Consider the following 14,157-nt stretch of genomic DNA (forward strand, 5'->3'; position numbering starts at 1 on the left):
ATTAGAAATTTATAGTTTGTATTGTGTTAGAAGGACGTATTCTGTATGTCTTTTCTTCTTGAGTATCTAAATCAATTAAAGTATAAGCTCCTCGGGTAAGCTCTAATTCATTCCACATATATGAATTCACATGTTCTTCTATAATAACATCAAGACCTGGAGATAATAATTGGATTAAATTTATTCGTTCTGAATTAAACGTAATGTTAACTTTTGCGACTTGTTCACTGAGTCCAAATACTATATCATCATTTAATAAATTCCATACCTCCGCCTTTTGGGGTTTTAGTTTGTTATTTGAAACAAGTTTTACATGTCTATCTAAATAATTTTTCAACTCAGAAGCCTTAACCCCAATACCACTTGAAGCCCCTCCCCACAAACCATCCAAAAGGACTTTAGTAAATATCCCATTATATTCTTCTTCATACTCCTCTTCTATATCAATATTATCACTAGAAAATAAAGCTTCATAAGCTGCGTTATAATGCCTAGTAGAATGAGCTATGAATTTACCTACATTAGGTGCATCTTCACTAACGCCATAACCTACTGTTGGTGGCAACGCAGATATTTGCAATGGTGAACGACAACAATCTAGAAAGAAAATAACTTCTTTAAATTTCCCCCAATTAACAAATTCATCTAAATAAGCTTTTGATTTTAATGCTGAATTTCTTAGACCAAATAATTTCCAATTAGCTAAAGCTAAGGCCACATCCATATCCTTAATACCAAAACCATGTCCACTAAAATAAAAATAGAGTCTTCTTCCATCTTCATCGGAACTACTTACTTTACGATATAAATTTTGAAGAGCTACATCTATTTGAGAATGAATAGGAGCTGCAGGAATAGCTGTTGAAGTAATAGTTTCAATATTAGCTTCAGGTAAACCTCCACCTTTTTCTTTGTCAATTAACCAATTGCTGAAATCTTTAATATCTTTTTTAGGTCCTTTCAAGGATCTAAAATCAGGATAATCCCAAATACCAATTAAAAACGCATAATCATTTTTTTGAATAGCCATTATATTTGAATTATTTCTTGTAAACTTTTTTGAGTATGATGGTCATTATCAAAATCACCATGTTTCTTAGCTGTACTTCTTTCTCCTAGTGGAGCATTATCATCTGTAACAGAAAAAACAATACGTTTTTCTGATGAAGAATAAATAAAATCATGTGCTTTTACAATTTTAGGAACATTGTATGGGCTCATAGCTGTAGTATGTCTTTCTAATCCGAGTATATATTCATCAAACCCATTTTCTAAAAAACCTGATATTAAGTATAATAACGAGCGTGGATATATTTTCCCTAATAAATGATCTTGAGTTTCATAGTCATCACTCATGGTAAAAATTCTAAACTTTTTGAATTTGGAAGAATGATCAACTATACATGTATTAAACAATTCTATTTTACAAGCAGGGGCTAAAAATGTAATTGTTTCAAATGACCAATTACAGTTCTCTGAAACTACCAATTTTAAGAAATAACAAATTACTATTGAGCCAGCACTATGACCTATTAAATTTACTTTTGTGTTAGGATTATCATTAATATATTCATCTAACCGATCAAAAAAATAACGCCCTGCATGTAAATTATTATTACTTAAACCAATATTAGAATTCCACATTTGTTGGGCTTTAATTTTCATACCATCCCAAACCCATGCTCCTAAATCATCTAAATAAAGTTCTCGTAAAATTTCTTCAAAAATAGTAGCCATACCACCATGGTCTCTTTTTTGAAGAAATCGTTTTACTATTCTCCAAATTACTTCTGCTAAGGTTTTTAAGAAAGTACCCCAACCTCTTGAATTTTCATCTTTTATGTCTTGTTTTATACTTTCTTTAAATAATAAAATACCTTCATAATCAGAAGAAACTAATTCCTCAAATTCTGGATCATTTTGTGCTTCTTTTCTGATTTCGTTATGAAATACCTGCTTATCAGCATTAAGCTCTTCAACCGATTTATAAATTAAACCACCTCTTATATCTTCTTGTATTGAATCTAAAAAAGCAAAAGGTTCTTCTTTTTGAAGCTCTTTTTCTATGTCGATATCTCTTATATCATTACCTCCTTTTCCATCAATAGGAAAGCCATATTTTTTTGCTACTATTTTAGCACTTTTCTTTAGAATCCATTTAAAAATTTTGGTTTTATGGATGGTTAAAATTCTACTTTCAATGGTTTCAAACAAACCTGTCTCCCATACAAAAGTTACTGGATGACTATTTACTTCATTATATACGGGAGTCATCATTTTTGCTACAGCCATACCCGCTTCTTCTTTAACTAAACCTCCATGAATATGAATAGAAATATTTTCTATATTATTTTCTTTTAAGTGTTCGAAAATTAAATCTACATCATTTGGTGAAGAGCTAATTTCTCCACTATCCTTAAATGTTCCATTATCTCCAATGTTTATGTAATTGAGTTTATTCATAACTTAATTTTTGGTTATATTTCTTAAAAATAAGAATATTAAAAGTTCTCAAAAAATAATTTAATATATAATTGTAAACTCCCATTCCATACACATTCCCACTCCACTCCTATCGTCATTTCGGGCAAAGCGTATTCCATTATAGTTGCAAAGAAGTTTTTAGAAAGAAAAAAATTAAGAAATTACATATTCTGCTAATGCTTTTTACCAAAGCAAAGTTACATAACACAGAACATTATAGTACAAATGTATTGTTTAGTTAATAAGAGTGGTTTATCCATTTGATAGCTATAATGTAATATTATGTAAAATATCCCAGGAAGTCTTGTACATACAATAAACTGTAGTACTTGGGTCATTAAACTAATAAGCGGTTTGCTTCGCAGCGTTTATAAAACATTTGTATCTATAAATTAGACGCTATGTAAAATAGCCGCTGCCAACCACTAGATTGTTTTGTAAAACAAAATGCTCAATGCATTTTCTTGTACACACAATATTCCATCGCTTGCCAACGCCAAAATAAAAGCTAACCTTTTTACTATTATTGAAATTTTAGCGTATTTGAATAATTGTGCATCATATTTTTTTCTACACGATTCTCGTCAACTTGCCATAAGAGCTTAAATTTTAAGAAAAATAAAATTCTATGCACTTGTTATATGTAGAACTTCAATTAATCTTTTTTTCATTCTTTATCTTTTGTCTTGAAACAAAAGAAACAAAAATTCAAGGCTGCATATAATTTTGGAAACAATTAACGGCTCATTCGCTATATTTTAGGAAACATTGTAACTGACCAAGATAGCTTTGAAATCCCTTGTATAAATGTAACTCTTAAGAAAATTTATTACTAAACCCCTAAAATATGGACGCTCAATTCTCCTATTGTTTTAGCCAAAATTTTATGAGGCCGAGTTAAACATCGAGATTCTATTTTACATAATGTTATTTAATCATATTCCAGTTATTCCAGTAATAATCTATTGGATTATCTAATGTTCCTATATAAATTTGATCTTTTCTAATCTTAAGAACAACTCTAAACCTATCATTAACTTTAATATCTTTAATAGCATTTGAATGTACTAACTCATCAATTTTATTTGATGTTAAAATTAATGCTGACTTATCTCCTTTGGGATGAATCATTACAAATACATAAAAAACATTTCCAGCATAATCCCTTTCTAATGACACTTTTCTCATATCAAAAACATAAGAATTTGTGTTATGTAAATTCGATGTTTTGACTTGTAATGAGAATAATTTATTGTTTTTAGTGGCAATAATATCCATTCCAACATCAACACTCATTATACTAGCATTATATCCTCTAAATAACAATTCAGAAGTAACAAAATGTTCACCAGCTTTTCCTATAAATCCACTACCGATTTTCTCTTTTTTTAATGCCTTTTCTTTATTTAATTTTAAAGGTTCTTCCACTACTCTATTAGGATTAAGATCATAAGTTGCAGGAGATGTTTTTAAAAATGTAGACTTAGATTTTTTAGAATTAATATCTGTTATGATCTGAGCATTCATTGATGCATCTGGTGTTTTACCTTGGGTAACTAAAATGCCTTTTTCAATAGCTAATCTTGTTATCTCTTTATAATGCAAAGGTTTTTTAGATTCAGTTAATACTTTTATTGCGGCATTTTTAAACTTATTCATTCTAATTCAATTTAAATCCATAGTTAGTTTCTAATATAGCCTTTATATCATCATATGCTAGATTCTCTAAAGAATCTGGTGCTCCAATGTTATACGTTTTCCTAAAATCTTGTGCATAATCAAATGGTATTTCAGTAGGATCATCATGTTTTTGCACAATTATTGTTGGTTTATTCATACTTCTAGCATAACCTAATTCATATGCAACATTTGGATTCCTTTCAGTAACATCAGCTATAAATATTGAGCAATTTTCAATTTCTTTTATCATTTTAGAAATTATATTCTTAGTTGCTCCATTATGTGTCATAATTTTTAAAAGCTTGATATTGATATCTGGATTCTCTTTTTTAATACGTGCTACTGCCCTACTATAAATACTATTATAGCTCGCAACTTCATCAACACCATAATATTTCATGGCTACAAATACGTCTATACTTTTTGTGTAAATTTTCAAATAAATATCAAGTAACGATTTCGCAGATACTTCATTTAATTCTGCTAGTTCATGTTTAGATACCCATTGAACGAAATGCTTTAATTGTTTTTTAGTATTTAATTCTATACTTAAAGCAGCTATTAAAAATGAACTATTTTTTGATTTTTTAAGTAAATCATGATTACCAAACTCTTGATTTACTTTTTTAAGCGAAGCCTTAATTTGCTTTATAGATTCGTTTGTTTGAGAAAGACCATTTTCTTTTAAAAGAAAATCAATAATCTTAGATATTACTGACAGCTTATAAGGAGTGTTGTCTTTGAAGCTAAGAAAAGCATTATGTAGATTTGGAAAGATATCCTCCAAATGCTCTGAAGGAAGTAATTTATTTAATGATCTTATTGCAACATATTTCCACCCAAATTCTTTTTTTAAAGCTTCATTTTTAAAGTTTTTTTCGTCTTCAACGATTACTCTTAAATTTTCTTCTGATGTTAATGGAACACTTTTAGTATTTATATTATGAAAGACTACTTTTTCGAATTTTTCTCCATTATTATCTACAACCTTTTTTTTGTTTCCATCACGATCTGTTATTTCTGATAAAGTAGATTGAAAAAGGACTATACAAAATGGTGTATCTCTCTTTTTAATTTCTTCATCGCCTTTTTTATCACTTACAGCACTTAATCTATGATTCCCATCAATTCTACTAAATGGTTGAGCTTTCTTTTCAATACACTCCAACAAATAGTCTTCATCAATTTCGATCTCTACAACTTGTACTTCTGCTTTATTACGTGAATCATACTTATCTTTGTAGCTTAATTTTTTAGAAGAAAATTTAATCTTTTGGATATTAGATTCAAACTTTGAACCACTTTCAATAATATTAATTGGTTGTAACCCTTTTTGAGCTTTTGGTAGTGAATAATCGTACTCTACATGATGTCCTAAAATGACTTCTGGAAAGAATAAATGTGGACTATGCTTTAAGAATTGTTTTATAGTAGTTTCTTGTTTAGAAATTAAATCTCTTTGATAAGTATAATCGGCTTTTGATAATCTAGCCAACTCTCCTAATGGAGCAAAACCCCTAATGCATAATTGATTACTTAATGATCTATCTAATATTCCTCTTAAAATCATTTTTCTAATATTATTTGTTCGATTTTTATGTTTGCTTTTATCAATTCTTTTGTTGCCTCTAATTTTAGATTATTAGCCTTTTCTCTTAAAGCATATATATGTTCTGAAATATCTCTTTGTTTGCTAATTGGAGGTACAAAAATTTCAAATGATTTATATTCTTCAGAATTTATATTAGGCTGTCCTGAAGGGCGTTGAAACGCAGATATCCATAATTTGAAAATAGAAGAATTCAAATAATAGAATACATATTCAGGCAGTATTTTTTCTTTGTCAAAAACAAAACGAATCAAATACCCAGCAAAAATTGCTTTTAGCGAATTATCAGAATGAAGGTATGTTTTACCTACAGTTGCTCCAGTTCTAGCGATAAGAATATCTCCTAAATCAAGTTTATATATTTGATTTATATTTTTAGCAGTTTTCCACTTATTGTTTCTTAAACTTCCATTATCATCGATATCTGTAATTCTAATATATCTATACTGATTTTTTTCGCTACGATTCACAGCTGCTTCATTAGCTCCATATTGAGGGTTTACTAATAATAAATCTTTAAGTTTTTGTTTAGGAAATTTACCTGAAATTGAATTAATCTGTTTTATTTTTCTAATGAAATTTGGATCTAATCGACCTCCTGATATTTTTCTAAATGAAGAATTAAAGATTCTGTTTTTAAATGAATCTGATATTTCTGGAAGTTCGACACCTAACTTTTCTAACAAGAATGAGTCAATACTATTTATTATTTTTTTTGCTTCCTTCTCTTTATTTTTTTTGTTAGTTAAAGCGTTAGTATGTATATCAACAATCTTTTGCTGAAGCCCTATGTCTGGGACAGGAATCTTTAACTGTTTTAATAATTCTATTCCTATTCCTGACTGATTATTCCAATTTGTACAAATAGAATAAAACACTTTATGTTCCTGATAAATATTCAAAATTATCCATAAGTATTCTGGTAAAATTAAACTTACATCTACTCTAATTCGAGTAATATGATTAGAATAATAGAGCTCTTTTTCATCTCTTACTATAGAAGTCTTACCTACAAGATCCTGACTATTAGTGTTATTAAATAATACATCTCCTATTTCAAGTAAATCTGCTTTATCATTTATTGGAACAAACACATTTTTATTAAAGTTTAATAAACCATCTTTACCAAGATTAGTTGGTCTAACATGTATTATTCCATTTTCTATACCTGTTTGATCTTTCTTTCCTGCACCAAATCCTGACTTAAAAGAATAAGCAACTTTACCAATTGATAAACTCTTAAATTTACCAGAATTAAACTTTGTTAAGTCAGATGCATAAAATATAGGATCTAATCTACCTTCTAATTTACTTTTATCAATTAAAAACAAATTAGTTTTTCCTATTTCAGCAGAAAATTTAAATTGTGCCATCTTCTACTGAATTTATGAAGTTTGTTAATTCTTTTCCAATAACTTCAAGTTCATTAACCTTGGTTGGATTTCCAGTTGCATCATATCCAATATCTTCGGCTATTGCCATAAAAATTGGATAATCAATTAATTTATTTTGTTTCTCAGATATTAACTTTTCGTTTAATTCATCTTTTAAACTTTCAATTTTCTCCTTGTAGAACTCATTAATTTCAGTTTTCCAAACTTTAAATTCATCAGAGCTTTCAATTTCTTTTTTAGTTAAATTTTCGGTAACGCCTTTGTAACCTTTATACTCTTTAAGTGTCTTTCTCTTTTCACTATTCCATTTATTTACTTTTTCTTCATAATTATAAGTATTAATAACTTCTAATTGTAAACTAGCTACCTTATCTTTTAATTTTAAAGTTTCCTTTTTTGACCATTTTTTAAGTATTAAAACAGAACTTTTTACACCAGCACCAGTTGCACTAAAAGCTGTTTGTGGCATAGAAACTACAGCAATAATCCTAAACCATGTTTCTATATTATCTCTAACATACTGTAAACTACTATTTGTTAAAATTCCATCAGGAATAACAACAGCTAAATAGCCATCTTCAGCTAAATATTTATGACACTTTTCTATAAATAGAATCTCTGTACTTTGTTGTGGTCTTCTACTTTTATTTTTTCCTTTTAAATCTAACCAGTCTTTTTCTTTAAAGCTTAAATTATATTGATGCATATAAGCTTTTTCAGTTTGTTTGATCAAAGAACCAAAAGGAGGATTCGTTATTATAAAATTAAAATGATCGTAATTGAAACCTTGATTTTTTGTAACTGCTTCAATAGACGTTTTATTAAGCCTTTCTCTTAGTTTTTTTTGTTCTTCAGTTTCGTCTGGAGTTGCTGGTAATATTCTTGGAGGTGTTAAACCATCAGTTGCAACTACATTTGTATGACCATCATCGTGAATAATCATATTCATCTTAGCTGTACGTGCTATTTGTTCATTTATTTCTATACCAAATAAATAATTCTCAGCGAAATCATGCCAATGCTTATGATGTTTACTATGCTGCTTAACATCAGTTTTATGTTTTGGATAAATTTTATCTGCATGTCTTCTAACTTTATCTAAGGCATGTAATAAAAAACCACCACTACCACATGAAGTATCTAAAACGTAAGATTTATTTGTTATTGGTAAAACATTAACAACAAAATCTACAATTGGTCTTGGTGTAAAATATTGTCCAAAATTACCTCTGAAAAAGCTTCCCATAAATGTTTCAAAAGCTCTTCCTTTACTATCTAAATCAGTATCGGATAAATTTATTGATTCTAAGTAGCCAACAACAGTTCTTAATTTTTCTGGAGTAAGACGTATATCATCTTTAAAAACTTCTTCGTCAAACTTTCTGCCCTCTTCATAAAGTGCTTTAATTCGTTTTGATAATTCTATATTAGTTTTATCCTCATTTTTTTCTTTAAAGATTTGAAAATCATATGGGTCTCCAATTTCTCGATCCTTTCGTTCGTCCCAAATTTTACAAAAAATCAATTTATCGAGCTCATCAAAAGCTTCTGAAGGATTTAACTGTCCTCCACCCCAAAGAGATTTATGTGCTTGTTTAAAAACTTCAGTAAGGTTTTCTTGATTAATAACTTTTAGGTCAGAAAACTTTTGTTCTCCCACTTTAAACTGCATATCATCAGCTTCATAAACATATTTATAAGGAGCAAGTTTTTCTACACCAAATTGTGGTATATCTGGTTCTTCCTCTCTTGTATCTTTGGACTTATCTACACTAAAATATTCGTCTTTAATCCCTGATGTAACCCAAACATATTTTACTTCATTTGGTAAAGCATAGGCATAACTGTAAGCTTGTTCTATTGCTTGTTGAAATTCTTGTTCGTTAACTTCCCTCCTTTTACATTCTACAAGAATATGTGGTTCTTTGCAGTCATCATCGTTATAAACAACAATGTCTGCCTCTTTCTTTTCAGAACCCATAGTTACACTTACAAATTGTTTTATCCTTTTAGGATTATAACCATATTCTAAAACAAGTTTTAGAAATGTTATTGCTTGTACTTGCTCTTCTGGGTTAGTGTAATTTCTTGGCTTATTTTGATGCAAATATTTTATTTGCTTACCATCTTTAGTTAAAGTAATTAACTTTTCTTTTATTCCTTTTTCTATTAAACTCATTCTTCAAGTTTATTTGAGACTAATAATTCTTTTATATCTGTATCTAAAATATCTGCAATCTTATAGAGATCATCTAAACTAGGTTGCCTTCTATTTTGCACATAGGAATTAACCATATTGTAGCTTTTGCTTAACTTTTCAGCTAACCAAACCTGTTTAATTCCTTTCTCTTCAAGTACCTCTTTAATGCGATTCATTATACTTAGGGATTTGAAGAATAAAAATAGAATAATTATTTAATTATATATCATATTTTGAGATAAAATTAAATCGTTAGATAGAATAGCCATTTCATACACATTCCCACTTCGCTCCTATCGTCGCTTCGGGCAAAGCGTATTCCATTAACATCGTAGAAGAAACTTTTGAGAATAAATTTTTTCAAGAAACTGTAGTAACAACTTTCGCTTTTAGCCAAAGCTCAAGTTACATAACGCAGAACATTATGATACATTTAAAATATAATCATAATCAGTCATTATGTAAAATTGCTTTAGCGTTGTTTTCTATTTATGTAGGCTTATAAGAACTTCAGTTCATAATTAATAGACTATATCTATTTATTGATAATATTAATTAAGCTTTTCTAGTTGTTTCATAACTTCCTCTGCTTCAAAAGCTTTCTGGTCACTCATTTTTCTGTTGGTGGTAGATAACGTATAAGCTTCTTTCAAGAGTTTTTCATACTTAGCTTGTAATTTTTCTTTCTGTGATTTCTTTTTGAATATTCCGAACATATTTATATTTTTTAGATTAATTTCCTTTTATTCTATGCCAAAGTCGTTGCATCAAAAACTTTGCTTCTCGCTTGGTTTTAGGAACTTCAGTTGCCTGAATTCCCCCTTCCTTTTCTTTTAAGTAATAGGAGAAAGTAAAAAATGAACTACCATCTTCTCTTGGAATTAATCCAAATCGCAGATCGTTAAAATACCATTGATCCTCTTTTTGTTCTATAATATACCATCCTTCAGAAATATTGATAAGTCGTTGTACATTTAAATATTTAATTAATGCCTCTGATTTTTCACGATGTTTGGGGTACTTTTTAAATTTTAAGGGTTGCGTATCAAAAAAGGAATAATCAGTAATCAGATAATTCTCTTTTGTATCAATATTAGCATTCCATAAAATAGTATTCAAAGGTGAAGGACGCGTACTAATGGTAGTATATTCTATGCCTTGATTTTTTAATTCACTTTCAATTTTTTTATACGCTAATGATTTTAAAATAAGTGTACAAAAAAGATAGCTTGTTGATATAATCAACCCGAATGTATTAAATCGCCTTCTGAGTTTTGAAGTACGTTTACAAAAAAGAACCGTAATACAACAGAAAAGAAAAGGTAAGGTATATAAAGGGTCAATAACGAAAATAGAATTGAAAGCCATTTTTATATTAAAAGGCCAAAACAATTGAGTGCCCCATGTAGTGAAAGCATCCAACATAGGATGTGTAATCAAACTCCAAAAGAATAGCTTAGCCCAAGGTTGCCAACCAAGATTCTTACTCCGTTCTATTTTATTAACTAACCACCCCAATAGAGGTGCCATAATTACAGAAAATAAGATAGAATGACTAAATCCTCTATGTAATTCTATCGCAGTAATTGTATCTGTAAATAATCCTAGAAATACATCAAGATCAGGAATAGTTCCACCAATTGCTCCATAAAGTAAAGCTTTATTACCTATTTTCTTGCCTAAAACAGCCTCGCCGACTGCTGCTCCTAATACGACCTGAGTAAGTGAATCCAATTGTATCTACTTGTTTTAATTTTTGTTAGCATTTCTATTCAACAGAATCTAATTCCCTTACATTATCAACTATTTTTTGAAAAGCTATATTATAATTTCCCTTTTTATCCTGATAAATATAACCTATCACCTTGAATTTTGAATGCTCATAGCTATTTAAAGAAGTACTAAATTTTTTTAATGTAATTGGCTAATGGATCATTAAACTGAAAACCAGTGTTAAAGCGTTCCTTATTTAAAATCTTATATTCGGACAATGCCCAAAGTATAAATTCTTGCATAAAAGGTATATCTTTTTCAGAAACTTCAGGTTGATATTTTTTAATTAAAAGATTTAAAGGTGCTATCGAATCTAACTGTTCTCTAAAATAATTTTCATCCATATCATCTAATAATTCTACAGCATATTTAGAAGAAAACCATGATGATATAGCGTCATATGGTGATGCTTCTCCTTCCTTTTTCAATTTCTTTATTTCTGGAAATAAGGTATTGAAAATAGTTTTAATCGCATTATTGAGTAGTATTTGTGCAACCATATCTGCTCCCTCCTGTTCTCCTTCATAAACTAACTCTATCTTTCCAGTAATTGCAGAGATAGTTCCTAAAAAATCTAATACACGAACCGAGGTATTCGTTTCTTCGTTTAACAAAGATCTTCTTTCAGCAGTACTTAAAAGATTTTCAAAGATTGAGATACTCATTCGGGCACTTACACCACTTTTTAAATCTACATATTCACTTTTTCTCGCTTCAAAAACTAGTTGTTCAATTATATCTCTTGCAAGTTCTGGTACATGTATCTTGTTTTTTTGCTCTTGAAGATAGGTTGCTTCTTGTGCAGTAATTTTTTTAGCTATTTCTATAGATTTTGGGTAGTGCGTTAAAATTTGTGAACCTATACGATCTTTTAATGGCGTTACAATACTCCCTCTATTAGTGTAATCTTCAGGATTTGCTGTAAATACAAACTGAACATCTAAAGGTAAACGTAATTTAAACCCTCTAATTTGGATATCGCCCTCTTGTAGTATATTGAATAAGGATACTTGAATTCTGGCTTGCAAATCGGGAATTTCGTTAATTACAAAAATACAACGATTAGCTCTTGGAATCATCCCAAAGTGAATTACACGATCATCTGCATAATTCAGTTTTAAATTCATGGCTTTTATAGGATCTACATCGCCAATTAAGTCGGCTACAGTTACATCGGGAGTTGCTAATTTTTCAAAAAATCGTTCCTCTCTGTGTATCCAAGATATTGGTGTATCGTCTTTATGTTCAGCTATTAGTTCTTTGGCATATCTTGATAAAGGACGTAATGGATCATCATTTACTTCAGAACCTTTTACAATAGGAATATACTCATCTAGCAAAGTTATCATTAAACGTGCTAACCTTGTTTTTGCTTGACCTCGTAATCCTAGAAGATTAATGTTGTGTTTCGATAAAATAGCAGTTTCTAATTCAGGGATTACGGAATCTTCATAGCCCCATATGTTTGTAAAAACTGTTTCTTGCTGCTTTAATTTATTTATTAGATTGTTTCTTAACTCGTTTTTTATGGAAATAGATTGATATCCTGTAGCTTTTAATTCACCTAATGTATTTATATCTTGATGATTCATATTGTATATTCTAGTATAGTATCCTTTTTAAGGATATTTCTTTGTTAATAATGTATAATATTAAATTTATCGTATTCTTCTTTTTCTATTTTGTTCATAATCTTCAAAAATCATTTCCCCTAAACCTTTTAAACCAGTATAAAAGGCCTTTCCTTGATTTGCTTTTGTAAAATGCTCGATAAATTGCATTAAGTAGGGATCACTTGCAATCATAAAGGTAGTTATTGGGATATGCAATTTTCTAGCTTGTGCAGCCATATTGTAGCATTTCTCTACAATATGCTTGTCTAAGCCATTACTATTTTTATAATACGTACCATCAGCCATACGTAAACAGCTAGGTTTACCATCCGTAATCATAAAAATTTGCTTATTAGTATTTCGTTTTCTTCGCAAAATATCCAAGGCAAGTTGAAGCCCTGCAACAGTATTCGTATGGTAAGGCCCTACTTTTAAGTATGGTAAGTCCTTAACGGAAATCATCCAAGCATCGTTACCAAAAACCAAAATATCCATAGTGTCTTTAGGATAACGGGTTCTAATAAGTTCTGTTAACGCCATTGCTACCTTTTTAGCAGGAGTAATTCTGTCTTCTCCATACAATATCATGCTATGGCTAATATCAATCATTAAAACGGTACTCATTTGCGCGTTAAAATTCGTCTCTTGTACAATTAAATCCTGTTCCGTTAAGGAAAAATTACCAATACCATTGTTAATCTGCGCATTTTTTATGCTTTCAGTCATCGAAATTCGATCTAAAGAATCTCCAAAATGAAAATTTCGAAATTCACCTGTATGCTCATCTCCACTACCAATAGCTTTGGTTTTATGATTTCCAGCACCCCGTTTTTTTAATTTTCCAAAAATTTGATTTAAGGCATTTTGACGCAGTGCTTGTTCTGTTTTAGAAGTAATTTTATTTTTTGAACTTCCAGTACCATCTTCCAATTCTTCTTTTATGTAGCCTTTATTTTTTAGATCTTCTAAAAAGTCATCAAGTGTATATTCAGGAGTAGTTAAACTATATTCTACATCCAATTGTTTTAGCCATTCAAAAGCCTCATCAAAATCTCCTGAAGTATAGGTTAATAATTCTTTGAAAATATCAAAGAGTTTATCGAAAAGTGGGATTTCTTTTTCCTTGAATTTTTTAAAACGTAACCCTTTGTTAAACTGTTTAGCCATACCATAAAAATACGGATATTTGTATTTTTATGCCAATTATATCATAGATTACTGTTATTTGTAACGTTTATAAATACAAATAACCTATGGATATATATTTTAGAGTAAAAGGAGTAATAAATTCCAAACAATCCTATTTTACATATAGAAATATTTGGAATTTATTTTTTAAATCCGCTATCGTATTTACATAAGTTCTCTTCCTTTTAAATATTTTATGTTTAGAAAATAATAAAT

11 protein-coding genes are annotated in these 14,157 nt (G+C 29.3%); all 11 read right to left on the reverse strand.

The genetic code is table 11. The features are described 5' to 3' along the window. Position 1: 1 nt before the first annotated feature. The 11 genes from ACKTTQ_RS10405 to ACKTTQ_RS10455 all read right to left on the reverse strand — a co-directional run bounded on the left by ACKTTQ_RS10405 (position 2) and on the right by ACKTTQ_RS10455 (position 13,920). Positions 2-1,030: a caspase family protein gene (locus tag ACKTTQ_RS10405; RefSeq protein ID WP_408049151.1), complete on the reverse strand. Its 1,029-nt coding sequence runs from the start codon at positions 1,028-1,030 to the stop codon at positions 2-4. Continuing rightward, positions 1,030-2,463, reverse strand: coding sequence for a lipase family protein (locus ACKTTQ_RS10410; protein ID WP_408049152.1), 1,434 nt, complete (start codon positions 2,461-2,463; stop codon positions 1,030-1,032). Before ACKTTQ_RS10410 ends, ACKTTQ_RS10405 begins: the two co-directional genes overlap by 1 nt. Positions 2,464-3,411: 948 nt before the next feature. Further along, on the reverse strand, positions 3,412-4,143 hold the full coding sequence (locus tag ACKTTQ_RS10415) for a winged helix-turn-helix domain-containing protein (RefSeq protein WP_408049153.1): 732 nt from the start codon (positions 4,141-4,143) through the stop codon (positions 3,412-3,414). Position 4,144: 1 nt separating this feature from the next. Next, the gene (locus ACKTTQ_RS10420; protein ID WP_408049154.1) at positions 4,145-5,734 is read right to left on the reverse strand and encodes a hypothetical protein; all 1,590 of its coding nucleotides are present in this window, start codon (positions 5,732-5,734) and stop codon (positions 4,145-4,147) included. Further along, positions 5,731-7,146, reverse strand: a complete 1,416-nt coding sequence (locus tag ACKTTQ_RS10425; protein ID WP_408049155.1) for a restriction endonuclease subunit S — start codon at positions 7,144-7,146, stop codon at positions 5,731-5,733. The genes ACKTTQ_RS10420 and ACKTTQ_RS10425 overlap by 4 nt, the downstream gene beginning before the upstream one ends. After that, the gene (locus ACKTTQ_RS10430; protein ID WP_408049156.1) at positions 7,133-9,346 is read right to left on the reverse strand and encodes a restriction endonuclease subunit M; all 2,214 of its coding nucleotides are present in this window, start codon (positions 9,344-9,346) and stop codon (positions 7,133-7,135) included. Before ACKTTQ_RS10430 ends, ACKTTQ_RS10425 begins: the two co-directional genes overlap by 14 nt. Continuing rightward, positions 9,343-9,543, reverse strand: coding sequence for a helix-turn-helix transcriptional regulator (locus ACKTTQ_RS10435; protein WP_408049157.1), 201 nt, complete (start codon positions 9,541-9,543; stop codon positions 9,343-9,345). Before ACKTTQ_RS10435 ends, ACKTTQ_RS10430 begins: the two co-directional genes overlap by 4 nt. 375 nt (positions 9,544-9,918) lie before the next feature. Next, positions 9,919-10,083, reverse strand: coding sequence for a Lacal_2735 family protein (locus tag ACKTTQ_RS10440; protein WP_408049158.1), 165 nt, complete (start codon positions 10,081-10,083; stop codon positions 9,919-9,921). Positions 10,084-10,099: 16 nt separating this feature from the next. Continuing rightward, positions 10,100-11,101, reverse strand: coding sequence for a metal-dependent hydrolase (locus tag ACKTTQ_RS10445; RefSeq protein ID WP_408049159.1), 1,002 nt, complete (start codon positions 11,099-11,101; stop codon positions 10,100-10,102). Between the two features lie 167 nt (positions 11,102-11,268). Further along, positions 11,269-12,732, reverse strand: coding sequence for an AAA family ATPase (locus tag ACKTTQ_RS10450; protein ID WP_408049160.1), 1,464 nt, complete (start codon positions 12,730-12,732; stop codon positions 11,269-11,271). A 66-nt stretch (positions 12,733-12,798) separates the two neighbouring features. Further along, positions 12,799-13,920, reverse strand: a complete 1,122-nt coding sequence (locus ACKTTQ_RS10455) for a vWA domain-containing protein (protein WP_408049161.1) — start codon at positions 13,918-13,920, stop codon at positions 12,799-12,801. Between the last annotated feature and the right edge of the window lie 237 nt (positions 13,921-14,157).

This window comes from Tenacibaculum halocynthiae, from assembly GCF_964512825.1.
GTDB lineage: Bacteria > Bacteroidota > Bacteroidia > Flavobacteriales > Flavobacteriaceae > Polaribacter > Polaribacter halocynthiae.